General features: G+C 58.6%; 27 protein-coding genes. 25 read left to right on the forward strand and 2 right to left on the reverse strand.

From position 1 onward, the window contains the following. Positions 1 to 61 precede the first annotated feature (61 nt). The 25 genes from pilL2 (at position 62) to AACG97_RS21125 (ending at position 22434) form a co-directional block, all read left to right on the forward strand. A complete protein-coding gene (gene pilL2, locus AACG97_RS21005) occupies positions 62 to 1195 on the forward strand; it encodes a PFGI-1 class ICE element type IV pilus protein PilL2 (protein WP_031324267.1) in 1134 nt (377 codons plus the stop codon). Next, positions 1192 to 3012 carry a PilN family type IVB pilus formation outer membrane protein gene (pilN, locus tag AACG97_RS21010; RefSeq protein ID WP_023660712.1) on the forward strand — a complete coding sequence of 607 codons (1821 nt, stop codon included), beginning with the start codon at positions 1192 to 1194 and terminating at the stop codon, positions 3010 to 3012. Before pilL2 ends, pilN begins: the two co-directional genes overlap by 4 nt. A 10-nt stretch (positions 3013 to 3022) precedes the next feature. Beyond that, on the forward strand, positions 3023 to 4351 hold the full coding sequence (pilO2, locus tag AACG97_RS21015; RefSeq protein ID WP_031324269.1) for a type 4b pilus protein PilO2: 1329 nt from the start codon (positions 3023 to 3025) through the stop codon (positions 4349 to 4351). Between the two features lie 4 nt (positions 4352 to 4355). After that, positions 4356 to 4898: a type IV pilus biogenesis protein PilP gene (gene pilP, locus AACG97_RS21020; protein WP_232895061.1), complete on the forward strand. Its 543-nt coding sequence runs from the start codon at positions 4356 to 4358 to the stop codon at positions 4896 to 4898. Positions 4899 to 4945: 47 nt separating this feature from the next. Next, positions 4946 to 6463: a GspE/PulE family protein gene (locus AACG97_RS21025; RefSeq protein WP_371264250.1), complete on the forward strand. Its 1518-nt coding sequence runs from the start codon at positions 4946 to 4948 to the stop codon at positions 6461 to 6463. Next, entirely contained in the window at positions 6456 to 7622 is a 1167-nt protein-coding gene (locus tag AACG97_RS21030) for a type II secretion system F family protein (RefSeq protein WP_023660716.1), read from the forward strand. The genes AACG97_RS21025 and AACG97_RS21030 overlap by 8 nt, the downstream gene beginning before the upstream one ends. A gap of 23 nt (positions 7623 to 7645) precedes the next feature. Further along, positions 7646 to 8161, forward strand: coding sequence for a type 4 pilus major pilin (locus AACG97_RS21035; RefSeq protein ID WP_023660717.1), 516 nt, complete (start codon positions 7646 to 7648; stop codon positions 8159 to 8161). Positions 8162 to 8172: 11 nt separating this feature from the next. Next, positions 8173 to 9114: an ATPase, T2SS/T4P/T4SS family gene (locus AACG97_RS21040; RefSeq protein ID WP_023660718.1), complete on the forward strand. Its 942-nt coding sequence runs from the start codon at positions 8173 to 8175 to the stop codon at positions 9112 to 9114. Beyond that, the gene (gene pilV, locus AACG97_RS21045) at positions 9104 to 10390 is read left to right on the forward strand and encodes a shufflon system plasmid conjugative transfer pilus tip adhesin PilV (RefSeq protein WP_055985445.1); all 1287 of its coding nucleotides are present in this window, start codon (positions 9104 to 9106) and stop codon (positions 10388 to 10390) included. The genes AACG97_RS21040 and pilV overlap by 11 nt, the downstream gene beginning before the upstream one ends. Before the next feature lie 128 nt (positions 10391 to 10518). Next, on the forward strand, positions 10519 to 11172 hold the full coding sequence (locus AACG97_RS21050; protein WP_023660720.1) for a hypothetical protein: 654 nt from the start codon (positions 10519 to 10521) through the stop codon (positions 11170 to 11172). 98 nt (positions 11173 to 11270) lie between these two features. After that, positions 11271 to 11711, forward strand: coding sequence for a type IV pilus biogenesis protein PilM (gene pilM / locus AACG97_RS21055; protein WP_023660721.1), 441 nt, complete (start codon positions 11271 to 11273; stop codon positions 11709 to 11711). A gap of 888 nt (positions 11712 to 12599) precedes the next feature. Beyond that, positions 12600 to 12956, forward strand: a complete 357-nt coding sequence (locus tag AACG97_RS21060; protein ID WP_103463310.1) for a hypothetical protein — start codon at positions 12600 to 12602, stop codon at positions 12954 to 12956. 106 nt (positions 12957 to 13062) lie between these two features. Beyond that, entirely contained in the window at positions 13063 to 13413 is a 351-nt protein-coding gene (locus AACG97_RS21065; protein WP_181005341.1) for a hypothetical protein, read from the forward strand. A gap of 71 nt (positions 13414 to 13484) precedes the next feature. Continuing rightward, positions 13485 to 13661, forward strand: coding sequence for a hypothetical protein (locus tag AACG97_RS21070; RefSeq protein ID WP_009399113.1), 177 nt, complete (start codon positions 13485 to 13487; stop codon positions 13659 to 13661). Between the two features lie 451 nt (positions 13662 to 14112). Further along, the gene (locus AACG97_RS21075; RefSeq protein ID WP_103463311.1) at positions 14113 to 14685 is read left to right on the forward strand and encodes an STY4534 family ICE replication protein; all 573 of its coding nucleotides are present in this window, start codon (positions 14113 to 14115) and stop codon (positions 14683 to 14685) included. Positions 14686 to 14738: 53 nt separating this feature from the next. Next, positions 14739 to 14897: a hypothetical protein gene (locus tag AACG97_RS21080; RefSeq protein ID WP_181005342.1), complete on the forward strand. Its 159-nt coding sequence runs from the start codon at positions 14739 to 14741 to the stop codon at positions 14895 to 14897. Positions 14898 to 14974: 77 nt separating this feature from the next. Then, entirely contained in the window at positions 14975 to 15400 is a 426-nt protein-coding gene (locus AACG97_RS21085) for a hypothetical protein (RefSeq protein WP_103463312.1), read from the forward strand. Positions 15401 to 15476: 76 nt separating this feature from the next. Next, the gene (locus AACG97_RS21090; protein ID WP_103463313.1) at positions 15477 to 15827 is read left to right on the forward strand and encodes a hypothetical protein; all 351 of its coding nucleotides are present in this window, start codon (positions 15477 to 15479) and stop codon (positions 15825 to 15827) included. Between the two features lie 309 nt (positions 15828 to 16136). Next, positions 16137 to 16457 (forward strand): hypothetical protein, encoded by a 321-nt coding sequence (locus AACG97_RS21095; protein WP_103463314.1) that lies wholly within the window; start codon positions 16137 to 16139, stop codon positions 16455 to 16457. A gap of 68 nt (positions 16458 to 16525) precedes the next feature. After that, entirely contained in the window at positions 16526 to 16936 is a 411-nt protein-coding gene (locus AACG97_RS21100; protein ID WP_103463315.1) for a DUF5983 family protein, read from the forward strand. Positions 16937 to 16998: 62 nt separating this feature from the next. Then, positions 16999 to 17604, forward strand: coding sequence for a DUF3275 family protein (locus AACG97_RS21105; RefSeq protein ID WP_103463316.1), 606 nt, complete (start codon positions 16999 to 17001; stop codon positions 17602 to 17604). A 92-nt stretch (positions 17605 to 17696) separates the two neighbouring features. Continuing rightward, on the forward strand, positions 17697 to 17951 hold the full coding sequence (locus tag AACG97_RS21110) for a hypothetical protein (protein ID WP_023660733.1): 255 nt from the start codon (positions 17697 to 17699) through the stop codon (positions 17949 to 17951). 65 nt (positions 17952 to 18016) lie between these two features. Continuing rightward, the gene (locus tag AACG97_RS21115) at positions 18017 to 18619 is read left to right on the forward strand and encodes a hypothetical protein (RefSeq protein WP_269805902.1); all 603 of its coding nucleotides are present in this window, start codon (positions 18017 to 18019) and stop codon (positions 18617 to 18619) included. Between the two features lie 28 nt (positions 18620 to 18647). Next, positions 18648 to 20087 carry a DUF6094 domain-containing protein gene (locus AACG97_RS21120; protein ID WP_103463317.1) on the forward strand — a complete coding sequence of 480 codons (1440 nt, stop codon included), beginning with the start codon at positions 18648 to 18650 and terminating at the stop codon, positions 20085 to 20087. Between the two features lie 97 nt (positions 20088 to 20184). Beyond that, on the forward strand, positions 20185 to 22434 hold the full coding sequence (locus tag AACG97_RS21125) for a DEAD/DEAH box helicase (RefSeq protein ID WP_103463318.1): 2250 nt from the start codon (positions 20185 to 20187) through the stop codon (positions 22432 to 22434). A 322-nt stretch (positions 22435 to 22756) separates the two neighbouring features. Here AACG97_RS21125 and AACG97_RS21130 read toward each other — a convergent pair whose 3' ends face one another. Both AACG97_RS21130 and AACG97_RS21135 read right to left on the reverse strand, forming a co-directional pair. Next, positions 22757 to 23212 (reverse strand): glyoxalase superfamily protein, encoded by a 456-nt coding sequence (locus tag AACG97_RS21130; protein WP_023660738.1) that lies wholly within the window; start codon positions 23210 to 23212, stop codon positions 22757 to 22759. Positions 23213 to 23433: 221 nt separating this feature from the next. Beyond that, complete coding sequence (locus AACG97_RS21135) at positions 23434 to 24414, reverse strand: IS5-like element IS1384 family transposase (RefSeq protein ID WP_010466230.1); 981 nt, start codon at positions 24412 to 24414, stop codon at positions 23434 to 23436. Between the last annotated feature and the right edge of the window lie 10 nt (positions 24415 to 24424).

Genomic DNA, 24424 nt, shown 5'->3' on the forward strand with positions numbered 1-24424 from the left:
TTTCCTGCTGCATGAGAATCTGCTGGCTGTCACCGTGCCCTCAATGACTACAGGGGGCCTCATGATCAGGCAGTTGACCACTCTCTCGCTCGCCGCACTCGTTGCTGGTTGTGCGATTCAGAAGGCTGAGCAGCCGCCGAAGCCGGCGTTCGATAGCAGCCGTAATCCCGAATGGCTGTCTCCGGACATCTACCCGAACGGTGCAAGTCCGGAGAAGGAACCGGTCGTTCGGTATGGCCGCTACACCTTGGTGAGCACCCAACCCGATGCGAGCCAGCGCGACCTGATGGCACAGATCATCGACGTAACCATCCCGTCCAGCATGAACCCAAGCGTTAGGGATGCCATGCTCTACGTGGTCGACCGGTCAGGGTACGCCCTCTGCCCGCCCAGTTCGCAGCACGTCAACATCCTGTACACCCGACCTCTGCCGGCAGCCCAGTACAAACTTGGCCCGATGACGCTGCGTAATACCCTCCAGGTCCTCGCCGGCCCAGCCTGGCAGGTGAAGATCGATGAAGTGAACCGTCAGGTGTGCTTCGTGCTTCGCCCCGGTTACCAATTGCCAACCCCGTCGACGCCGGCAGGCGAGCTCTACGCCGACAAAGCGCGGACTCCTGAAACCAGCTCCGCCACACCGGGCTCGACGCCGGGCGTAGTCGTCGCCGCAGTGCCTAGTCCCCCTCCCATCTCCACCACTACGCCCGCTGTCGCATCCCCAGCGCCAGTGGCTCCCGCGCTCCCCCCAGTGGCACCCGCCAAGGATGGCTCTATCCCGGCTGCGACCGTAACCGCCGCGGCTAAACCTTCGACGCCTGCGTTCCCAGCACCGACAGTGCCGAACAAACAGGCAGCTTCCAAGCCAGCGGTTGCGGTCTCTAGTACCGCAGTCGGCGCCCCGCCCATCGAGGTCAAACCCGCTCCCCGGCCGCTGCCACAGGTATGGACGGCCGCAGTTGGATCAACGTTGCGCGAGACCGTTGAGGAATGGGCCAAAAAAGCCAACTGGCGAGTGATCTGGGCACAGGAGGACCTCAACTACCCCATTGAGGCCCCGCTGCGTTTCGAAGGGTCTTTCCAGGAAGCCATCAAGCAGCTGTTCCCACTTTACGACAACGCCCCTCGCCCCTTCGTGGTCGACGGCAGCGAGGGGGCGCAGAGCGTCCTGCACGTAGCTGAGAGGAAAAAGAAATGACCAAGTCCGCTTGGGCACGCTGGGCCCTGACGCCGATCGCCATGGCAATGTTGACCAGCTGCGCGCTGCAGCGCGTGAACGAGTCATTTGACCGCTCGGAGTATGAAGGGCGAACTGCAGGGCAATACAGCAAGTACCTCCAGAATCAGCAGCCTCAACAGGCGCGTGAAACCGTGGTGTTTAGCAACAAGCCGTGGGTGTCGACGCAGCCGCTGGTGAGCAAGCGTGGGCTGCCCTTCGCGCTCGATGCCGACATCGCGTATCGCCCGGCAGGGGCTGTCTCGATTTCGCAGCTGGCCCAGTACATCACCAAGGAAACAGGCCTGCCGGTAATCGTGGCACCTGATGCAATCAACCCGGCAATTCTGTCGTCTGGGAAGTCGGACAAAACGGCCCAGCCAAAGCCTCCTGTAGCAAACCCCGATAGCTTGGCCGGCCTCCTGCCAAGCTCAGTGATGGGTGGCTATGGTGATACGAGCACCTTCGACCTCGGCATTGGCTCCAGCAGCTTGATTTCGGGCCTCAAGTACTCAGGGAAAGTATCCGGTCTGCTCAACCAGGCGACCTCTCAGCTCGGCCTGTCCTGGCACTTTGACCAGGAACTACGAGGCGTGCGGATCACCTACTTTGACACGCGCACCTTCGATGTGTGGACCTTCGGCGATGTCCTGGAAATCGAGAGTACGGTGAAGTCCGGCCTGCTGACCTCGACAGGCAGCGGAGATACCGGCTCGTCCAGCTCTTCGGGCGCCACAGGGGAGTCTGGGAGCAACCAGAGCACCAAGTCGACCTATAAGACATCGTTGATGACCGACATCGAGAACGATGTGCGGGCAATGCTAAGCGTACAACCGCCCGGGCGCCTGTCGCTTTCCCGCTCCACCGGTTCGCTCACCGTCAGCGATCGCCCTGACGTACTGAACCGTATCGCGGCCTACCTCAAGGACACCAATCGCAGTATCACGCGGCAGGTACTTTTCAACGTCAAGGTCTATGAGGTGAACTTTACCGACAGCGATCAGACAGCCATCAACTGGAGCGCCGTCTACAAGTCGATATCAGGCAAATGGGGCTTTGGACTCAGCAACACCGTTGCCGGCATTAGCTCAGAGGCAATCTCTGCAACCGGTAGCATTCTGGACACGTCCAGCTCGCCGTGGGCTGGCTCGAAAGCCGTCCTCCAAGCTCTGTCGGAGCAAGGCCGGGTGTCGGAGGTCCGCTCGCCTTCGGTCACTACACTCAACTTGCAACCCGCGCCCATCCAGATCGGTAACGTTCAGAGCTACGTCGCCTCGAGCTCGACCACCACCACTGCCTCGGTAGGTTCAAGCACTGCCCTGACGCCGGCAACCATCACCAGTGGCTTCAACATGATGCTGCTGCCGAAGCTCCTGGACAAAGAAAACATGCTGCTGATGATCACGCTGAGCATCAGCAGCAAGCCCACCTTCAAGGACTTCGAAAGCAATGAATCGAAGATCCAGACCACAGACTATGACACCAAGAACGTTGCCCCCAAGGTACGCCTGCGGAGCGGTGAAACACTCGTCCTGACCGGGTTCGATGAGAACAGTGAAAACGCCGACAAGAGTGGTGTAGGGAGTGCAAGCTTCTTTGGCCTGGGCGGCGGTCGCAAGCGCGCTACCACCCACAGTTCCCTGGTCGTTCTGGTAACGCCGATCGTTCTACCCGACAGCCTGTCCAGCAGCTGGAGCATTCCTTACCCCCTCAGCAGCCATCAGTTCAGCTTGAACGGAACCGCTCCTGCCTCCCGCACCCACTGCAGGCCGCCACTCAGCGTCTGCCAGGTTCTTTGAGATGCCGACAATGAGCACTGAAACTCAGTCGCCACGCATCTCTCGGGTGCAGATTCTGCACCACCGAGGCCGAGCGTTCGTCACCGGATTGCGATGGCACCCGCTGGGCAGCGTGACTGGCCACATGAAGGAAGCTCGCCAGTTCGGTAAGGAGAACAAGCTCGATATCGTCACGATTCGACGTAACCCGCGAATTATCCAGGCCGGCTTCGTTGCTCGTACCGATGGTGTGACCAAAGGGATGTACTCCCTGGCCTCGACCCTGGCAGGCCAGCTCGGTGAGTCCTGGATCGCCGCGTGGCGAGTGAGCCCGGACGAGGATCGATACGCGCTTGTCGCTGTTTACAAGGGCGGCATCATCCCTGGCTGTGACGTCATTGGCTCGGAAGTCGAAATCCGCCGGCGAGTGGCGCAACAGCGCAGCCGCGGGATTGAGTTTGAAGAGTGGTATTTGCCCACCGAATTCGACATGGGGGGCAAACCACTCGATGTCGATGAGCTGCTCCAGCCGTCGAAGCTCAAGCGCGAGTATCGACTACGCCCATTGGTGTTCGGGCTATCCAGAGCAGAGCTGTCCCAGCTAGCAATCGCAGGCATCGTTGTTACAGCAGGGCTGATCGGTTGGTCGCAGTGGAGCGCCTACCAGGACCAGGTTGAGCTGGAGAAACGCTTGGCGGCCGAGCAGAAGCGGCTCGAAGAACTCGCCAGGCTGGAGCGGGAGAGTGGCAGCACTCAGCCTGCACAAGCCTTGGAGCACCCTTGGGCAAAACGTCCCTCAGTCGGAGACTTTGTGGACGGTTGCAGCAAGGTCATTTACTGGCTGCCCCCCAGCATCGATGGCTGGCTTTATGCCGACGCTGTGTGCGACGGCTCCCAGGTTCTGACCACCTACAACCGCACAGGCAACAGCACGGCAGCTGACCTCATATCCGCCACGAACGGCGTCTTTTCGGGTCCCCCTGCATTCTTCAACCAGGGTAATTCCGCGACGCTGCCTTACGCGATATCTCTGCCTGCAGCAGGTGACGAGCCACTGCTGAACGTAGCCGAAGCAACTGCCAATTTGACGTCGTCGCTTCATCGTTTTTCTCAAGAACCGACGCTCACTGAAGTGCCTGTTGCTGTTCCCCAAGAGCCCGCCCTGCCAGGACAACCCGCTCCTCCACCGCCTCCGCCCCCTGAGTGGAGGCAGTTTGAATTGAAGTACAGCACGGGTGTGCTACCGCACGACTCGCTCACGGACGCACCCGTCCAGGGGCTGAGGCTGCGCGAAATCAAGGCTGAGTATCAGGCCAACCATTTGATGTGGACTGTGACAGGTGATCTGTATGCGAAATAACGCCGTGGGCCTCTTGATCGTCGCGGCGTTCGCTACGAATGCCTTTGCGACCCCTTCGGAATTGTCTGGCATCAGCATTGGCGAACTGGGGAAGGTACAGAGCGAGACGATTCTGTTGAAGGCCAAGGCCGAACGAGCCAAGGCCGAGCGAGAAATGAAGGGCGAACCCACGCCATCGGTCCAACCGGTAAGCACTGGGATGAGTAATCCCTTCCCTGCGCCTCAGCCTATGCAGTACCTGCCCTCTGAAAGCAAAGCAGCCGCCAAGTCAGACCTCCCAGTGGTCAAGGCCGTCACGGGTTCAGCTCGCAGGATGCAGGCGACCCTGCTCTACAGCAGCGGTATCGAGGTTGATGCCCTGATTGGCCGCGAGCTGCCTGGTGGCTACCGCGTTGCTCAGATCACCCTGGACGGCGTAACGCTCGAGCGTAAGGGCAAGCGATTCCCGTTGGGGTTTTCTGACCAGGCCCCATCGGTAGCCATCCAGCCCCCTGCGCTCACCCAGCCAGCCAACGCCTTGCCCGGCATGTTCCAAACCAAGCCCTGAGGTAGCGCCCAGTGACCGTCCTTACAGCTCCAAACCCTGCCGATAGTCTGTCGGCAGATGCCGGCACAGCAGCTCTGTTCTCCCCTGCCTGTACCGTCTTGACGGCCCCAGGGGGCAGATTCGAGGTAAAGCCCGAGTTGCGTCTTTACTGCGCGCTAACCGAAGACGGCACACTTCATGTGTCGACCCAGCACCAGACTGATCCTTGGGTGATGGCTTTCATGGATCAGCTCGACCACGCAGGGTTCGACTACACGATCTCGACGTGCTCGATGACAGACATCAAGGCGCTTTACCAAACCTCCGCCCAGGCCGGCGTGGGTCTCGCGCAAGTCGATACCGACCGTCAGGCCCATGCCCTGCAGATACTGGGTGATGCCCATCGACGCGGGGCCAGTGACGTACACATCGTTGTTGGCCACGACATTTCCAAGATCTTCTACCGCCTACATGGACTGCTCTGGGAGGCACGCCAGGAGTCAAGCCTGGTCGGTCTGGAGCTGTGTTCAGCGCTCTACAACAGCATGTGTGACGTCACCAAAGATCACTACCAACCGCAGATCGCGCAAGACGCGCGCGTTGGTCGGGAATTCGTGCAACAGCTTGGGTTGTTCGGTGCCAGGGTAGCTACGCGCCCTCTCGTGGACGGTCCGCTGATGGTCATGCGGCTTCTTTACGACGATCAAAAAAAGATGACGCTCGAACACTTGGGCTTCTTGCCGGCGCAAATCGAACAGTTCGCGCGCCTTCGGAGTCTGCCGTATGGGGTGAACTTGATCACCGGTCCGACTGGCTCCGGAAAGTCAAAATCGCTGCAGGTGAACCTGAACTTACTCCACGACGAGACGCAGGGTACGAAGCACCTTCTGACTCTCGAGGATCCACCCGAGTATCCGCTAAAAGCCAATCAATCCCCATTGAGTAGCGGTGAGACTTGGAATCACGGCATCAAAAACTCAGTCCGCCTGGATCCTGACATTTTGATGTACGGAGAACTGCGGGACGTTGAGTCGGCCCAGGCCGCTTACAGCGGAGGGATGACAGGTCACCAGGTTTGGTCGACGTTGCACACGAATAACGCTGTCGCTTCCCTTCAGCGCCTGATCGACATGGGGGTACCCAAGTACCTGGTGACGGATCCTGCCCTCACCACCGGCATCATCAACCAGTCCCTGCTTCCAGTTCTCTGCCCTTCATGTCGCGTTCCATTGTCTAGGAACCTCGGGACGATCACTCCCGGCCTACTTTCTCGCCTTGAAAAACTGAGGATCGTCGACCAGGTCAATCTGCGCGGCGAAGGCTGCTCATGCTGTAGAAATCTCGGTGTCGTCGATCGAACCGTAGTAGGTGAGGTGTTGCTCACCGACATGCAGTTCATGGGTGTCTTCTCAGAGAGAGGTGCCAGCGCTGCGCGTAGGCATTGGGTTAAGGAGATGGGGGGCATTACCAAGATCGCTCATGCCATTACAAAGATCGAAATGGGAAGTATCGATCCTCGGCACGCAGAGACCATTATTGGTCCGCTCGATTTTGACCGCCAGTTAGTCGAGCTCTCCCATGTTTGATGCGCTCCAAGACTTCCGAGCTGGTTTGAAAGAGGCGTCCCGAGGTTGGGTCGAGACCTTCTATGCCAAGCAATTCGGGAAGAAGGAGCGCGTCCAATTCTACGAGAGCCTCATGGGCGTGCTCGAGGACGGGATCCCGATCGAGGTTGCTCTGGAGACGGTTGAAAAAGCCTTCAGCAACAACGGCAAGGAGCTGCATCCGGTATCGATAATCTGCGGCGAGATCGCAATGACAGTACGTGGGGGGAAGTCCCTGGCGCACTCCTGCAGGGCTCACGTTCCTTACGATGAAGCGTCACTGATCGAGACGGGAGAAGAAACCGGGAACCTGGTGCAGGCGTTTCGTGATTGCGTGCGGATCATCGAGATCCGCCAGCGCATTGGCCGGCTGGTCCGATCAGTAGTTGCGCTTCCATCGCTGACCTGGAGCCTGATGTGGGCGCTCTTGTATGTGATCGCCCTATGGATGGTCCCTTCAATGACAAGGCGATCGGACCCAGAATCCTGGACAGGTATTCCGGCGCTGCTTTACCACCTGTCCAACCTCGTCACCCATTACGGTTTGGCAATACTGATCGGCCTGCTGGCGGTGATCGCCATTGCTGTAACCACGCTACCCGTATTTTGCGGGCTCAAGATCAAACCTGACAGCCCGACCTGGCAGGTACAGGTGAGCAGGGTTCTGCAAGTCGCGCGCCTTCGCGTTGAGTCGTTCCCACCTTGGTCTCTGTACAAGGTTCTGCACGGCTCAATTTTCCTGTTGAACATGTCGGTGATGTTGCGCACCGGCATCAACCAGCTGGATGCCTTAGCCATCCTCAACAGGAGCGCTCCACCTTGGCTCAGCGAAAGGCTCGACGCGATTCACTACGGCGTGAGCTCAGGCAAAAACTTCGGCGAAGCGCTGAAGCTCGCCGGACACCAATTTCCCGATGCGATGGCCATCCACTATCTGGAGGTCCTGGCGACCCGCAAGGGATTCGCGGAGTCCATGGAGCGCTTTGCCAATCGCTGGCTAGAGCAAACCCTTCTTCGCGTTGATGCGACTTCCAAATTCCTGATCGCCATGTCCTCGGTGTGCATGGGCGTCCTGATGATCCTCGTGGTCATCGGGATCTTCCAGATGGCCGGAAGCGTAATGGACTCAACCAGCTTTTAAACAGTAACCAAGGAGTAACAAGCATGGTAACTCGTGCAAAACGTACACAAGCCGGCTTCCTGTCGATTGACGGTGTTTTCTGGCTGATGCTGATCGCGGTTGCGATCGGTTTCATCGTCTGGATGAGCTGGAGAATGATCGGCAACTCCGATGTCGCGATCGAACAGAGCAACATCAGCACCCTGATCGCAAACACCAAAAAGCTTAAAGGCTCCACTGGCTACGGGACGTCCGGGCAGAGCCTGGTAACGTCCCTGATCAACATCGAAGGCACCGGCTCGATGGGGATTTCCGGCACCACCCTGGTGAACCAGTGGAATGGTGCCGTGACGGTCGTCAGCAACGGTATGACCTTCACTATCTCCGAAGCCAACGTTCCGAAAAGCGCCTGTATCACTTTGGCAACCAAGGTGGCCAAAGACAAGCAGACCACTACCGCAATCAATGGCGGCACGGCGACCACGGGTGAAGTACTAGCGACTGCAGCAACCACCAGCTGCTCGAACAACGCCAACACCATGACCTGGACCACCTACTGAAGGAGCTTGGTGTGAGCGCCATCTCCGAAGCAAACTTCGTCGACCTCTACCTCGGCGACGGTTTCGCGGACGTGAAGGGGCTGCCTGGGCAGCCCACTCGTGTTCCTGCCCCTCAGGAATGGGGAGTCGAAATTGATCAACTGCGCGAGCGCTGCCAAGAGCACTTCAACAAAACGCAGGAACCTGAGTTCTCGCTGATTTTCGATGGTGCCGTTTACCGGGTTACCCAGCTCCAGGATCTCCACGCACAATCGCTCTTCGTACTGAGCAGGTCGGTGGTTCGGATTCTCCCGCTGGACGATCTCGGGCTGCCTGATGAACTCCATCGGAGCCTGTTCGACCCTGGCATACGAGGGTTGATATTCATCTGCGGTGAGATGGGCTCCGGCAAGACCTCAAGTGCGGCCTCGATGGTTGCGGCAAGGCTTGAGGAGCTTGGGGGAATGGGACTGACCGTCGAGGATCCACCCGAACCTCTGCTGCATGGCGAGCATGGACTTGGGCGCTGTATCCAGATCCCAGTCTCCCGTCGCCAGGGTGGATATGAGGAGGCGTTGATCCGGGCGCTGAGAACGCGCGCGGAGATCCTGATGGTGGGCGAAGTACGCGACACACCGACAGCCGCCCAAGTAGTCCAGGCCTCGATCAATGGTCATTTCATCATCTGCACCGGGCATGCCGGCAGCGCCACCAAAGGCATTGAGCGCTTGGCTTCGCTGGCACAGCCACTGATCCCGAATGCGAAAGACCTGCTGGCTCAAGGACTCATTGCCGTCATCCACCAGGTCCTGATCCCTGACGCATCTGGCTTCAAGCGGCTGAAACTTCAATGCCTGTCTCTGGTTGGAACCGACGCACCTGGTATCCGCGAAAAGATCCGTGCCGGCCAACTGCAGATGCTCGAGCAAGACATCGCCAACCAGTCCTCTAGGAGCCTCTGGAATGATCAATAAACGCAACCAGGCGGGGATGCTCGGCGTGGACGCCGTCATGGCATTGCTCGTGCTCTCTGTGCTCATCACCCTGGGCTCGGTGTGGATCATCAAGCAGATGGACGCCCAGGACTTCAGGATCGCTGCAGACAAGCAGAAGGCGGTCGCTGACGCGGTCAGCAAGTACCTCAAAGACAACTTCAGTACTGTGCTGGCGAGCGCCACCGCTACGAATCCGGTACAGATCACAGTACCGATGCTTCGCAACACGAACTTCCTGCCGGCCGGGTTCACGGACACCAATGGGTTTGGCCAGACGATCGTCGGGCTGGCTCGCAAGCCGAATGCCAACCAGTTGGAAGCTGTCGTCCTCACCACCGGTGGCCAGGCCATATCGGAGCTGGGCATTCGAACAATTGCAGAAAACCTCGGCGGCCCGGGCGGCTTCATTTCTTCGAGCAACACCAATGTGATTCAGGGCGTACGCGGTGGCTGGCAAGTGACCCTGAGCAACTACGCCATCAACCCCGGCGCCGGCCATACCGCAAGCGCACTGTTCCTGATGGATGGCCAACTCGCCAACGACTACCTGTATCGCAACGCGGTGCCGGGCCACCCCGAGCTGAACAGCATGAACACCGACCTCAGCATCGGGGGGCACAATATCAACAACGCAGCAGCCATCACTGCGTCTGGCAATGTGACAACCAGTGCGGACCTCAATGCTCGGAACGTGACGGCGACAAATACGGTGACTGCAGCAACCGCCAACATCACAGGGGAGACCTATACGGGCGGCTGGTTCAGATCGCGCGGTGATACTGGCTGGTACAACGAAAAATGGGGCGGCGGCATCTACCAGTCGGATCCGGACTGGGTGCGCATCTACAACAACAAAGGCCTCGCTACGGGTGGTGCCGTCGTCGCCGGTCAGGTCCAGTCCTACGGCAGCATCAGCGCGTCTGGGCGACTTACGACGGGGGAGTATCTCTCGATCGGTGGCCAGGCTGCTGAGGGTGCTGCCTGCAGCGACAACAGCCTGATCGCCAAAAACGCTGCCGGCCAAACCCTTTCCTGCCAATCAGGGGTATGGCGCTCCGCATCCAGTACAGCCCCCAAGTGCGCGGCTTACACCATCCCCGGGTACGCCGCGAACGACGTGACCACATACGCCTGCCCCGCGGGCTACACCAAGATCGGGTGGGACACCTACGGCCAGGGTTGGCGCTCGAGCACGACGCCCGGAATCATCATCGGCTCCAACGATTACTCGACCATTTTCTGCTGCCAGTTCTGACCCAGCGCCGCCGTGCCGGCGGCTCCAACTGCTCGATAAGCAATGATGGCTTTGTGACACACCCTCTAGCGGGTATCATGGCTTACCGCCTTACCGAGCTTCCAAGCAGCACTTACAAGGATTGAGAAGTGAGCAGTATCCATTTTGATGTAGATGCAGTGTATTGCATCTCTTTAGACACTCGCGAAGATCGCCGCCAGCTCTTCAGAGAAAGCATCGGCGAAGTAATCGATAACCCTGTCAACTTCCACATCGTTCAAAAACATCACGATCCCAAACAAGGTTGTTACGAGTCTCATCAGCAGCTGGCTCGCCTTGCCCTGGATCAGGGACTTGAGCGCATTCTTGTGTTTGAAGATGATGTGAAGCCTTATGAACTCAAAGCCTCACGCATTCAATGGATCAACCGGTTCATGCGTCGGCACCGATTCGAGGCGCTACACCTGGGCTACTCCATGGGCCGAACATGGCTGACGTGGTTTCCATTTATCGCTCGTGGACGCGTCGTAGCGCTGCATGCCTACGTGCTTTCGCGAGAAGGCTGCCAGATCCTGGCAAACACCCAATATGACGGCACACCTGTCGACGTCGTTTTCAAAAACACTATCCGCCAGCACTGCGTTTTCCCGATGATGTTCCGGCAGCACGCTGCCTGCGTAACTGGGAGCGACCTGGAGCAAGTGGTTAAAAATGAAGATGATTGGTGGGAGCGCAACTGGCGCAAGCATTGGCGGTCGCCGCTCAAGAACATGTGGAAAACGTTGCTGCGTTGGAATTTCTAACACGCTCATGATGCGGCTGGGGCGATCTCAGGAACTATTGGTCTTGACAAAGCCCCACAGGGCTGAACTTCACCCTCTGCACTCCAGGAGGCCAGGCAATGTCTTTCAACTGGATCGTCATAACCATACTTCTGATTGCCGTGGGGATAGTTTCCCTGCAGGAGGAACAGTCTCTCCAGCTCTCGGACTACGCCACGGTTGATTCGGTCAGCCGTAACTTCCTCGTTTACCGATCAGCTGCAGCGCAGTATGCCGCTGCGAACCCATCCTACACTGGCACGCCTGCAGATGCCGCCTTGTCGCTTCCCTCCTGGTTTTCCAAACCATCGGGCTTGGCCGCCTATGTGACGGCGGGACAGAGCTACACCTACTTCACCGGTGCCGTACCAGCGGGGCTACCTGCTGCCCTAGTGGAAAGAACCCAATCGATGTCCGTTGGGGTCAAGCGTTCCGGACTGCTGTACTCGCCAGTTGCTGGCGTGACGAACGTCACTATTCCTCCGCTTGTACCCGAAGGCGCGGTCGTAGCGCTCAACTAAAGAATTCAGGCTGCAAGGGCGTATCGGCTTGCATCTGTACGGTGCCGACAACATAATGCCATCAGCAATGGTTCAACCCCGCTGGCTACTGACGGTCATCAGTAGCGCCCAGGTGTTGTGGTTCGCCTCAACGCCAAACCGTAAGCACGCTATAGCTCCGGGAAGGGCGTGCGGATCTGGTTGAAAGCTCTCCCTGTGTCTCCCTGCTCTCTCTAGTCGCGCAGCCGTCTAACTCGTGATGATCGAGTTCAAAGGCACATAGAGTTTCAAGAGGTTCGGTGCTTCTTTGATCCAAGGGCCACATTGGTAATGTGGCCCCTCCTCTTTTCTTCCCTTTGGGTAGCCTGATGGACTTGTCGAAGGTCCATCAGGCTACCCAATGGGTACTCTCCCCCCTGCCGGTGGCCCGCCGGCGATAAGCCGGGCTCCTTTTGTGCGCGGATGCGTGCCTCACGTTTGCTGGCCAAAGCCACGAGAATGGCCAGGTGATGAGAATCGAGACGATCAATGCCCAGGGATCGACGATTCCGACACAGGTGGCTCCTTCAACTTTTTTTCAATTCACGGCTGGGTCACCTTTCGAGGTCTGATCCAGCCGGCCTTCTCCCTCCCCCTCTCGCCCTTCCCATCCCCTCCCGCTTGACACAACCCCTCCCCACTCCGATTATTAAGCCGTGATCTGCTGACGTCGTCAGCAACATGCCCCATGCAGCTCGGATCCGTAATGCTGCAGCACGTCAATCGTGTGATCCTCCCCAAGGTCGTTCAGCTTCTGGTAGCACGACCGATCGACATCCGTCGATAGAAGCTCCTTCCGCAAACCCAGTGGGGAATCACTTCCCTGCAGGGCAAAGTGTTTCTCTGCAATTCTCTACGCAGGAAACACTCATGACCCAACATTCTGAACTTGATCTTGAAGAAGGCGCGCCTGTTTACCAAGGCACAGCCTCATCGGAAGCTATTGAAGACTCCGTCGGCAAGCTGTACGGCGAGGCGGTTCAACGCTATCCAACTTATGAGGCAGTAGTTCGCTCGCACTTTTGCAAAAGGATGCGAGAAACCTTCGGCAACGAAGAAAACCTCAATGCTGAGGTCCAGTATGCGTTCGCTTTTGCCAGGCATGCATACGACTATGTTTCTGAGGCTGAGCTGCTCGAGATTGAAGCCGCAGACCGTGACAACGGTATCTGCGCCCACGGTCTCACTTGGCTGACCTGTCCTTGTGGCTGCTTTGAGGTCGACTGAAGGCGCCCTCGATTAACCCAGTGTTCCACACGCAGTAAACCCAACGGGGAAACCACTCCCCCTGGGGTCAGTGTTTCTCCGCATTCCAAACCGCAGGAGAACCATCATGACCGCAGTATCCGTACCATCGACCAGCTTCCGTTTTGGCTACGCGCTCGGCACCCTCACCCGTGAGTTCGTGCGCTCCATGAAACGGACAACTCCAGCTATCCCAACCCAGGCCCAGCCTGTTGCTCATCTCACGAGCATAACGCCCACCCGAAACGACTGGGATGAGCTCTGCCGCATTCCGACCCTCGCACGCCGCGGCGTTGACCTGAACCAGTGGTTCGATGCCAACACCAAAGCGGTACCACCGACCAAGCGCCGCACCCGCCAGCGCAAGCCGAGCAAAGCCAAAGCTCCAGAGCTGCGTATGGGCCCGCTGGACGATCTCATAACTCCAGTTGCGATCTAACTTTCTCCCACCTCACCCAGTGCCAGGCACCCCACCTGGCAAGGTGAGGGCCTGGCGATCAAAGGAACGCCATGGCATCAAAAAAACGCGCAGCTGTAGCAGACGACCTTCGCAAGATCGGTACGACTGCCGTCGCCGCCGCCCTTGTGGGTATCTTCCTCAGCACTAGCCGACTGCTTACCGCTTTCGCCCTCGTGGTGGGTGTTGTAATCTGGATCACAGGCATCTACCTCACCCCGGAGGAATGATATGAGCCACACTACATTCGGTATCCTCATGTTCACCGCCCTGCTCTTCATCTGCATCGGCATGGCAGTGTGGGCTGATTGGCCTAACATCAAACGGCGGTGCCAGAAGATTCTTCGGGCACATTGAACGTCGATTTCCCCCTCTTAACCCTCCATCTGGAGGGTTTTTTTCTTTCAGGGCTTGACAATGTGTTTCTCCGTTTCCATCCTTGTGACCGTGAGCTGCTGACGTCGTCAGTAACCCAAGCCCGAGCAGTCATGATCTGAAAGACTGCTACACCCATTGCGGTGTTGATCGCCCCAAAATCGCCAAGCTTCCGGAAGCGCGATTGATCAATCTCTCGATTGATGGAAGCCTACCCAACTTGCTACATCCCAACCCACGCGGGGAATACTTTCCCCCATGGGCGAAGTGTTTCTCCGCTTTCACTATTGAAACTGGAGAATCACCATGACCAACCAATCCAACGAAGCCAAATTCTTCGACCTGCACACCACTGGCATCGGCTACCTCAACCGTATCCGTGAAGTCAGTCCTCGCAAGGGCAAACCCTTCACCTGTGTCACCGTTGCAGCATTGCACGGTGCAACTGATAAAGCCGAGTACTCCTACATCGACTGCAACGTTGTCGGTGCCGAGGCAGAATCGCTGGTTAAACGCTGCCAACAGGCCGTTGAAGCCAAAAAGAAGGTGCTCGTCTCCTTCCGAATCGGCGACATCTGGGCTGATGCTTTCACCTATGATAAAGGCGAGAAGAAAGGTCAGGCCGGCGCAAGCCTCAAAGGCCGCCTGCTCTTCATCGGCTGGATCAAAGTTGACGGCAAGCTGGTGTACGAAGCGAAGCCGAAAAACGCCACCCCGCCCGCTGACAATCAGGGACAACCTGGTGTGGATCAAGCGTTGAATCAGGATCAACCTGAGCAACCCGTGAATCAAGGACAGCCAGTCGCCGACCAGTTCGGTGAACAGCTCGAACCTGACCTCGGTAATGATCTTCCTCAGGAGCCCAACCAGGCTGCATAACCCCTATCAAGGCGCTGATTTCAGCGCCTTCACTTTCTGCCAAGGAGGCAGTCATGAAAATTCTGTTCGCGTTGAACCTTCTTATCCTGGTCGCCGCCGTCATCCTCGGCGACATTGTTTTCGGTGCGTGCGCTTTTATCGGGCTGAGTGGTTTCGTTATCGATGCCCTCAACCGCAAAGCCAGCTCAGTTGCGACCATGCTGACCCACTGATCACACCAACTTGCTTCCTACCCTGCAGGGGACGCCAATCCCCTGCGGGAGGCGTTTTCCTCACCGAGGACTTCGCCATGCCTTACTACATCACTGTTGCTGGAGATATTCAGCAGTGCTTCCCTGACTTCGGCACCGCGCACTCAGATATTCTGGAGCTACGGGATCAGGATCAAAAACCTAGGTTGTACTACTCGACTTCGTTCGCCTCTCTGGGCTGCGAGATCGATGACCACGGGGCGCGTATTCAAGACTACACGTACATGTCCTGGTCCGATTTCATCTCGTTGCTTCCTCACCTCGACTCGTCCTGGTCGGTAACGGATGACGAACTGTCGAATGACAGATATCGCCTTGTAGATGTCTATTCGCAGCTCTGCGGCCGCACCCACCACCTAGCTGACATGGCCTACGCCCGAGACAAGGTCACTCCCAAGGATCTTCGGGTCAACACACGCATTCTCAGGGTCACCCAGGGCCTCATGGACCCGAACGACCTGTAAGACCACCAACTCCAGCACTTGAACCTTTCGGGTACATCACCCGAGCGGGCTGGTGACCCCTCATCGGAGCATCACCATGTCCCAAGCCACCCAAGTCTTCAATGGCGTCATGTTCATCACCAACCCCTTCGAGAAACGAGTTGCCGGGGCTTTCATCCGTGTAGACGTGCTTGAGCGGCGGTTCGCGGACTCGATCAAAGCAAGCTCGAAACTCGCCCTGGATCGCTGTGGCCAATACTTCGAACTGTACGAGATGAGCCTGCTCACTACGCTGCGCGATCAATATGCAGCTCTCACCTTTCCTCACGACCAGTTGTTCAAACGTGAGGCAGAACGGCAAGGCTTCCAGCTCGATGATGAGCACTACCGCGCTGTACAGGAAGCTAGTTCCAACCTCTGGGAAGACATCTACGAAGACATGATCTGACCCACCCTGTATCACCAGTCCTCCACCCCGAAGGGTACCCCTTCGGGGGGACTTTCAAAGCAGTCACCGGGCAACTGTGAGGCCTCTGCCTACAGCCCGGACAACGAATTCCGTATTGGTTCACTGTCGTTGACAGTGCCTCCCGGAGCCAGGGTTTAAGGCTCCAGCGCATTGCGCCAACCCACCCAAGATCGCCTAGCACTCGGCAGCGCGATCACATCACTCAGTGATGGAGTGCCTTCTACTTTACCTACCCGCGGGGATCTCATCCCTCGCGGACTGAGGCCTCGCTCATTCTGGAGACCTCTGATGTCCATACCCTCCGCCTCGTCCGAGGCATACCTCACCCTTCCGGTTGTCCTGGACAACGCTGCGTGGATGCGTGCGGTCTATCTCGAAAACCCTGACCGGGTAGCCGAAATGAGCCAACGCCTCGCCACCGTCGTACAAACGGCGTGGCAAGAACTCAAGCAGCAACCTCTGGCCAAGGCTTTCACCTTCGGCGTGTACACAAAGCGCCATACTGGCCGCCAACGTGACTGGGTTGCCCTCGCTTTGCGAGTCGTCACCCCCGAGAACGAGCCTGCCTACATCCAGATCCAGCTGCAGCCCACTGCAGCCCCCGCCTGACACAGCCAGTTAATCACCCAGAGGGGTCACCCTCTGGGGTGGCTTCCTCTCAACCAGGAGCACGCCACATGGCACAATCACTCAACCCCTTCAACATCGCTACCGGCGAACAATCTGTACCTCATCCCTGCTGCAGCCAAGCGTTCGAGATCGCCTCTGCACACTTGCCCGAGGAGGACTGGGAGGAGCTGCAGGTACTCGTTGAAACTGCTGATACAGCTCAGCTTCAGTTCGAGTGCTTCACCCTGCCAGACAGTGACGCCATCGGCTTCAAACTTCTCAGTACGCCCTGGACCGACCAACATCTGGGACAGTACTGGGGGTACGAACTGTCGACACTTCAAGCTCTGCAAGCCGCCGAGGGCTTCAGCGAGGAGACCATCCGGGTGCTCACTCTTGCCGCTCAGGCTGAAGTGAGGTTCCTGGTCATCGACCCCAACAGCAACGTTCTCGACGGTCTGCCGCTGTTCGACTGCTGACCACCTTCCACCCTCGCGGGGAACGCCCGCTGGGAGTTCCCCATGCTTTACGGGGAGCGCACATGATCTCAATCACCGGCCAGTTGGCCATCCGCACCATCTCCGGCCGACTCGGGCTATTCAACGTCGGCCGCCTCAGTACCTCGATCGGTGAGTTCACCATCAAGGATGCTCTTCTGGATCAGTACCAGGAAGGTAAATACCGAGGTGACTTCGCGATCAAGCAGATTCGCCCATCGTATTACTCACACGGCGGTCGACTCGTTGTTGAGATCAGGGCTGAACTCGAGGGCATGACCCTGGAGGATGTCACAGGTCTCAGTCGCGAAGACGAAGAACATCTGCCAACCAACGTCCCTGACCCTCTTGAAGAGGACGGGCCACCACCCACACCGATACCGTCACGTCGGATTCCAAACACGCCGACGCCACAGCCCCAAACTGATGCCCTCGCCTCGGATGAGCCCTTCGGGATGAGTCCGGCGGCGCCACCGAGCACGAACGACATCGATGCCGAGCTATTTGGCACGGTGTGGCCATTGAGCGAAACCGTGAGGCTCGACACCAGCGTAGACCGGCAGCGGCTGCGCGCCCAGTGCACGCGGCTGGACCAGCTCGGTTTTACCATGGACTTCAAAACTCAAACCTGGACCAGGGCTTCGCCTTAAAGCGCCCTGCCAGACCACTGCCGCAGTCAACCTGAACCACACACCCTGAGGGGCCTCCTCGGGGGCTCCATTTATCTACCTGGAGCACCACCATGAACGCCATGTTCAGCCACTTGAGCAAACAAACCCTCGCCAACATTGAGGACCAGCTGTCCAACAACGAGGTGTCGACTGACGAGGAGCTCGTCGACTTTTTCATCGAAGAGTTGGACCTCACACTGGACCAGGCTGAGGCTGCTATACGTCTCCGCGACCAGTACCGGATCCAAATATTCCTCGAGGGTCACGGCCCGCTGCACCAACAAGACAGTGTGGCTTTCGATCCGCTCACCAGGACCTTCAATTAACCATCAGACCACCCCGGGGGGCGTTTCCGCCCTCTGGGACGGACGCCTCCACAATGGAGGCCATCATGCACCCATCCCCCTTGTTCCAGATCGAGGAATGCCCGGACCTGTACGTCGACGCCTGTGTGTGCGACGAACAGCGCAACCTGGTGTTCATGTCGGCCTGGGGTCGTGACACCGCACTGCAGGAGTTTCTGGCCAGGCTCACACTTGGCCGGGAAGAGAATGGCCTTGAGCAGTTTCACATTCTCGTCGACGGGCGGAGTATTCCCGTCTTTCCTAATCACGACCTGCTGGAAAAGCGCACCACACGGCAATTCCGCGGCACCCTATTTGGCAGCATGTTGCACCTTTGGCTGTTTGATCGACGCGCCTCGGTGCCCGACCAGGCCAATCACTTCGCCTTCGCCCTCCTAGAGCGCAATGAAGCCCCACACCAACGGCTCTGGCCGCTGGTGATCGAGACCTGCCCGCTTCCCCTTCTCCCCCACTGGCGCGAGCCCGTGATGGAAGTCCTCATCCAGCACCAGATGCTGATCGGTCTCCCTGGAGCGATCGGCAATGTCTGCGCCTGGCGACTCGCCATGAAGCTCGAGGTACTCGAGCCTGCTCTCGGAGAGCTGATTCGCCAGGGCGTACTCACCACTGAAATTCAGGCGTCTGCCTGAGCTCATCCACCAACTCAAAGGACGCCCTATGGCCCTCATGTTTCCGCGCCTGGCGCGCAACTTTGCCCGCAACGGCTACTACCCCACCGATGAAATCACTCTTGAACGCACGCTGCAGGCACTCACTCCCGCCACTTCGGGCAGGATGAGGATCTGCGACCCTTGTGCCGGCGAGGGTGTTGCCCTTGCTGAAGCGGCTCACTTCCTGGGCCGCGACCAGGTCCAAGCGTTCGCCGTCGAGTACGATCGCGAACGCGCGGATCACGCGCGTGGCCTGCTCGATCGGGTGCTGCACAGCGACCTCTTCGACACCCTGATCAGCCGCCAGTCGTTCGGCTTGCTCTGGCTCAACCCACCCTACGGCGACCTGGTCGCGGATCACTCCGGTGCATCCCAGTACCAAGGCAGCGGCCGCCGGCGCCTAGAGAAGGCCTTTTATCAACGCTGCCTCCCGCTTCTGCAGTACGGGGGCGTGATGGTGCTCATCGTTCCTCACTACGTGTTGGACGACGAGTTGACTGGATGGCTGAGCAACCACTTCGCCGATCTACGCATATACGGTGCTGCAGACCCCACCTTCAAACAGGTGGTGATCTTCGGCATCCGCGTGCGCCGGCAAGACCTGGCTCGGGCCAGCACCAACCAGGTAAGGTCTCGCCTGCAGGCGATCGGCGCCGGGCAGGAACAGGCCGAGGAGATCCCGGCCATCTGGCCATGGGAGCCGTACCTCGTCCCGTCAGTTGCCAGCGAGCTGGAGCACTTCTACCGCATTACCCTGGAGCCCGAGCAATTCGCCGCCGAGGTTCTGCGGTTGCGAGGTCTCTGGCCCGACTTCAACCTTCACTTCGGGCAAGCCGGCCTCCAACCCCGAGCTCCTGTCCGCGAGCTTTCCCGCTGGCACCTCGCACTAGCACTGGCCGCCGGCGCAATCTCCGGTGTTGTGCGTTCGAAGTCGGGGCGGATCTTGGTCGTGAAGGGTGATACCTACAAGGACAAGGTGCGCAAGACCGAATTCACCGAGGACGAGAAAGGCAACGTCTCAGAAGTCAGGATCCTCACCGACCGGTTCATTCCGATCATCCGCGCTTGGGAAATGACACCTTCCTCGGTGAACCACGGCCAGGTGCTGATCATCAGTTCCTCACCGGCGAGCAACGACGAGGCGCCTGCAACTGTTGAGTCAGTTGCAACGCCGCTGTTCAACCCGGGGCAGATCATGATGACCGCCGCTGTCAGCCATCTGGTCGAAACCGGGCAGCTCAACCCTACCCCTTCGCTGAAACGCCATCTTGCTGGCGACTGGGGTGAGCTATGCGATGACGATCGAGCCTCCAATCAGCTTGCGCTTACCCACGGAGACCGTTTGTTCTCAGGCTACGACATCGACGCCGGCGACGAGTCCAGGCTCTGGATCATCACCGAAGCCGACCGCAGCTCCACCACCCTGCTGCTTCCCAGCGACTACTGACCAGCGCCGCAACGGCGACAACCCCACACCGACCCACAGGGTATGCCCATACCCGTCGGGGTTTGTGCATGCCCTGCTTTCCCTGCAGGAGATGCACATGAACGCACTGACCCAAGTAGCCGCCTCGGCCAACTCACCACTGAACATCAACCTGACCGATTTCATCGACGAGTTCGGCGACGAGCTCCTGGAGTCGCTCAACCGCTCCAACCCTCCGGTTTATACCGGCAGCATTAACGAACAGCGCCAGGCCGTGATGGCAAGTCTCAAGCGCACGCCATTCGTGGCGCAAGCTGAGGTTGTCCAAGCCATCACGGCGCTTCTGCTCGATCGCAACGAGCAAGCTGCGATCATCAACGCCGAGATGGGTACCGGGAAGACGATGATGGCCATCGCAGTCGCTGCCGTGCTCCACGCGGCAGGCTACCGTCGAACCCTCGTCATCTCACCACCCCACCTTGTCTACAAGTGGCGGCGCGAGATCCTGGAGACCACACCAGGCGCCCGCGTCTGGGTGCTCAACGGCCCGGACACGTTGGTCAAACTGCTTAAGCTGCGTGACCAGGCGGGGCAAACCTATGACGGCCGGCCGGAGTTCTTCATCCTCGGCCGCGTCAGGATGCGGATGGGTTTCCACTGGCGACTCGCCTGCTGGAAGCGGCGCACTGCAGGTGGCCAGCGGCTGGCGGCATGTCCAGATTGCGGCCAGGTCCTCGAGGACCTGGAAGGCAACCTGGTCACCGTGGAAGAGTTCGAGCGCGGTGATCGCCGTCGCAACTGCAGTGCCTGCAACGCTGCCCTCTGGACGCTTATGCGCCCAGGCAAAGCTGATGGTGGGGACCGACGCTCGACAATCCTGAAGTCGATGTGCCGGATACCAACGATCGGCCCGGTCCGGGCGGAACGGCTGCTGAACGACTTCGGCGAGGACTTCCTGGCCTCGATGCTGGTCGACAACGTCTCAGAGTTCATCAACTTGATGGACGCGAAAGGCAACTTCGTCTTCAGCGACCGTCAGGCCAAGCGCATGGAGCGGGCGATGGCCAACATCGAGTTTGGATTCGGCGAAGGCGGATACCAGCCGACAGAGTTCATCAAGCGCTACCTACCCGATGGTTTCTTCGACCTGCTGGTTGTCGACGAAGGGCATGAATACAAGAACAGCGGTTCGGCCCAGGGCCAGGCCATGGGGGTGTTGGCCGCGAAGGCGCGTAAAACCGTGCTTCTCACCGGGACCTTGATGGGCGGCTACGCCGACGACCTGTTCTACCTCCTGTTCCGCATTCTCACCCAGCGCATGATCGAGGACGGCTACCGACCCAACGCACGCGGCAGTATGGCTCCTGCAGCCATGTCGTTCATGCGCGATCACGGAGTCCTCAAGGACATCTACACCGAGCGCGATGGCGATTCGCACAAGACTGCCAAGGGCAAGAAGCTGTCGGTACGCACCGTGAAGGCCCCAGGCTTCGGCCCTAAAGGCATCCACCGGTTCGTGCTGCCATTCACCGTGTTCCTGAAGCTCAAGGATATCGGTGGCAACGTGCTGCCCAGCTACCAGGAGGAGTTCATCGACGTGCCCATGGCGCCGGAGCAGGCCTCGGCCTACCAGCGCTTGGCGGCCACGTTGACCGCTGAGCTCCGCCAGGCCCTGGCCCGGAGAGACACCACTCTTCTGGGAGTGGTGCTCAACGTGCTACTGGCCTGGCCGGACTGCTGCTTCCGATCGGAGATGGTCAAACATCCGCGCACTCGAGACACGCTGGCCTTTGTGCCGGCGCTCTTCGGCGACCATGAACTGATGCCCAAGGAGCAGGCGCTGCTGAACCTTTGCCTCGAGGAGAAAGCGAAAGGCCGCAAGGTCCTTGCATATACCGTCTACAGCGGGACGCGCGACACCACGTCCAGGCTGAAGAAGGTCCTCGAGCAGGCAGGCCTTCGCGTTGCGGTACTGCGGGCCACGGTTGAAACGGCTCGGCGCGAGGACTGGATCCTCGACCAGGTTGACCGTGGTGTCGACGTGCTGCTCACCAACCCGGAGCTGGTTAAGACCGGGCTGGACCTGCTGGACTTCCCAACCATCGCGTTCCTGCAGACCGGGTACAACGTGTACACCCTACAGCAGGCCGCGCGGCGGTCGTGGAGGATCGGGCAGAAACACCCGGTCCGCGTAGTGTTCTTCGGCTACGCCGGCAGCTCGCAGATCACCTGCCTGCAGTTGATGGCCAAGAAGATCGCAGTGGCCCAGAGCACTTCGGGCGATGTGCCGGAATCCGGACTCGACTCGTTAAACCAAGATGGAGATTCGGTAGAGATGGCTCTCGCACGACAACTGATTGCTGCATAACTTAAGGCCACCTTCAGGTGGCCTCTTTTAATCTAGTTCCCTCAAACCTTCTTGTAGCTGCTAAATGGTGGCAGCTGGACCTTCTGACCGGACGCCGGATCAATCCATACAGGCTCCATATATCCCTCAAAACCTTTAAAGAGAAGGACAATGACCTGTCCATCTGGGAGCGCGAACTGATATTTGTTACCTTCTGTGAAGCTTGCCATGAAAGACCCTTATAATAATTGGTGAAGGTTTTAGTATGAGGAAGAACACTCAGCCCCCGCTAATTAGAGGCCACGCATGCCTTTACTTCCGCTTCAAAACACTTAGATAGCATCTAATCTTCTGCGTTCGCAGCCACAAAGGCGGGCGCGATGATCATACGGTCCAGAGGCTTATCATGTCTCCACTCCTTACCCGCCCCCTCGATCCAGCCCTTCAACATGGCAGCCGTAATCGGCGCGGGCCCTCGCATCGCATGCATGATCACAGCAGCACAGTGATGGTAGCCGCGCCTGTAAGTGCCTTCCCTCTGCACTTCGGCTGGCCCAAGGTCTGCACCAGGCTGCATGCCTCCATTCAAAATGGCTTCTAATGACAAATTAAGATGTTGGGGATCTTTCAGGAGCGCGGAATGTTCTTTTTCGGCCGCTGAAGCCGTGTTCCAATCTCGATGTCCATGCATGACAGCAACCGCTTCGAGAACCTGGCTATGGCTGAGAGGAACGTTATTTGCTGCTAGGTGGGTGCGCAGGCGCTTGGCCTGTGACTTCAGCGCTTCAATCTTGGTCATGATGTGTTCTCAATATACCGGCTCGCATCGCGTGTCGGACCCTCCTTTGCGACCTGCCGGTGAGAATCACCATTAGGGATGGTCTGAAGTAGCCATGTATTTCCCCGGCATACCACCTAGCGCAACTTTTAAACTCGCCAAATGATCAAAAAACAATCAATTCGACGAGTATTTCTTACGTTTTCGCCACCCGGACCCCACTCCGGTGGCCATTTCCCGCATTACAGGCGCACCTCTCCTGCATTCGTCAGTAAATGTCGGCGCGCCATCCACAGGTTCGACAGAGCGAACAGTGTCACCAGTTGCGCCGTGTTTTTGGCCAAGCCGCGAAAGCGCACCTTGGTGTAACCGAACTGGCGCTTGATTACCCGGAACGGATGCTCGACCTTGGCGCGCACCTGAGCCTTGGCCTTTTCAATCTTGCGCTTGGCTTTGTACAGCACGCTGCGCTTATCGAGTTTTTTGTAGGTGCTGCGGCGTGCCGCCACCTGCCAGATAACTTCACGTCCTTCATGCTCGGGCCGCTTTTCGACACCGGTGTAGCCTGCATCGGCGCAGACCACGTTTTCGTCGCCATGCAGCAATTTGTCCACCTGGGTGACATCCGCCACATTGGCCGCCGTGCCCACTACGCTGTGCACCAGACCCGATTCGTCATCGGCGCCGATGTGGGCCTTCATGCCAAAATAATACTGGTTTCCCTTCTTGGTCTGGTGCATTTCCGGGTCGCGCTTGCCGTCCTTGTTCTTGGTCGAACTGGGCGCATTGATCAGCGTTGCATCGACGATGGTGCCCTGGCGCAGCGACAGGCCGCGGTCGCCCAGATAGCCATTGATGACAGCGAGGATGCCGGCCGCCAGCTCGTGTTTCTCCAGCAAGCGGCGGAAGTTGAGAATGGTGGTTTCGTCGGGGATGCGCTCCAGGTTCAGCCCGGCAAACTGGCGCAGGATCGTGGTTTCGTACAGCGCTTCCTCCATCGCTGGATCGCTGTAGCCGAACCAGTTCTGCAGCAGATGCACACGCAGCATCGCCATCAACGGGTAGGCCGGACGGCCACCTTCACCTTTCGGATAATGTGGCTCGATCAAAGCAATCAAGCCCTTCCACGGCACCACCCGATCCATCTCGATCAGGAACAACTCCTTGCGGGTTTGCTTGCGCTTGCCAGCGTACTCGGCGTCGGCGAAGGTCATCTGCTTCATCGGGAAACTC

It is taken from the genome of Pseudomonas sp. Nvir, assembly GCF_963778085.1.
Classification (GTDB): domain Bacteria; phylum Pseudomonadota; class Gammaproteobacteria; order Pseudomonadales; family Pseudomonadaceae; genus Aquipseudomonas; species Aquipseudomonas juntendi.

Excerpts from the sequence above, each read along its gene's own strand:
- AACG97_RS21085 (WP_103463312.1), top strand. The coding sequence starts at position 14,975 with ATGCCTTACTACATCACTGTTGCTGGAGATATTCAGCAGTGCTTCCCT.
- AACG97_RS21095 (WP_103463314.1), top strand. The coding sequence starts at position 16,137 with ATGTCCATACCCTCCGCCTCGTCCGAGGCATACCTCACCCTTCCGGTT.
- pilL2 (WP_031324267.1), top strand. The coding sequence starts at position 62 with ATGATCAGGCAGTTGACCACTCTCTCGCTCGCCGCACTCGTTGCTGGT.
- pilO2 (WP_031324269.1), top strand. The coding sequence starts at position 3,023 with ATGAGCACTGAAACTCAGTCGCCACGCATCTCTCGGGTGCAGATTCTG.
- AACG97_RS21090 (WP_103463313.1), top strand. The coding sequence starts at position 15,477 with ATGTCCCAAGCCACCCAAGTCTTCAATGGCGTCATGTTCATCACCAAC.
- AACG97_RS21120 (WP_103463317.1), top strand. The coding sequence starts at position 18,648 with ATGGCCCTCATGTTTCCGCGCCTGGCGCGCAACTTTGCCCGCAACGGC.
- AACG97_RS21075 (WP_103463311.1), top strand. The coding sequence starts at position 14,113 with ATGACCAACCAATCCAACGAAGCCAAATTCTTCGACCTGCACACCACT.
- AACG97_RS21115 (WP_269805902.1), top strand. The coding sequence starts at position 18,017 with ATGCACCCATCCCCCTTGTTCCAGATCGAGGAATGCCCGGACCTGTAC.
- AACG97_RS21100 (WP_103463315.1), top strand. The coding sequence starts at position 16,526 with ATGGCACAATCACTCAACCCCTTCAACATCGCTACCGGCGAACAATCT.
- pilN (WP_023660712.1), top strand. The coding sequence starts at position 1,192 with ATGACCAAGTCCGCTTGGGCACGCTGGGCCCTGACGCCGATCGCCATG.
- AACG97_RS21105 (WP_103463316.1), top strand. The coding sequence starts at position 16,999 with ATGATCTCAATCACCGGCCAGTTGGCCATCCGCACCATCTCCGGCCGA.
- AACG97_RS21130 (WP_023660738.1), bottom strand. The coding sequence starts at position 23,212 with ATGACCAAGATTGAAGCGCTGAAGTCACAGGCCAAGCGCCTGCGCACC.
- pilM (WP_023660721.1), top strand. The coding sequence starts at position 11,271 with ATGTCTTTCAACTGGATCGTCATAACCATACTTCTGATTGCCGTGGGG.
- AACG97_RS21070 (WP_009399113.1), top strand. The coding sequence starts at position 13,485 with ATGGCATCAAAAAAACGCGCAGCTGTAGCAGACGACCTTCGCAAGATC.
- AACG97_RS21110 (WP_023660733.1), top strand. The coding sequence starts at position 17,697 with ATGAACGCCATGTTCAGCCACTTGAGCAAACAAACCCTCGCCAACATT.
- pilV (WP_055985445.1), top strand. The coding sequence starts at position 9,104 with ATGATCAATAAACGCAACCAGGCGGGGATGCTCGGCGTGGACGCCGTC.
- AACG97_RS21080 (WP_181005342.1), top strand. The coding sequence starts at position 14,739 with ATGAAAATTCTGTTCGCGTTGAACCTTCTTATCCTGGTCGCCGCCGTC.
- AACG97_RS21035 (WP_023660717.1), top strand. The coding sequence starts at position 7,646 with ATGGTAACTCGTGCAAAACGTACACAAGCCGGCTTCCTGTCGATTGAC.
- AACG97_RS21060 (WP_103463310.1), top strand. The coding sequence starts at position 12,600 with ATGACCCAACATTCTGAACTTGATCTTGAAGAAGGCGCGCCTGTTTAC.
- AACG97_RS21030 (WP_023660716.1), top strand. The coding sequence starts at position 6,456 with ATGTTTGATGCGCTCCAAGACTTCCGAGCTGGTTTGAAAGAGGCGTCC.
- AACG97_RS21065 (WP_181005341.1), top strand. The coding sequence starts at position 13,063 with ATGACCGCAGTATCCGTACCATCGACCAGCTTCCGTTTTGGCTACGCG.
- AACG97_RS21135 (WP_010466230.1), bottom strand. The coding sequence starts at position 24,414 with ATGAAGCAGATGACCTTCGCCGACGCCGAGTACGCTGGCAAGCGCAAG.
- AACG97_RS21125 (WP_103463318.1), top strand. The coding sequence starts at position 20,185 with ATGAACGCACTGACCCAAGTAGCCGCCTCGGCCAACTCACCACTGAAC.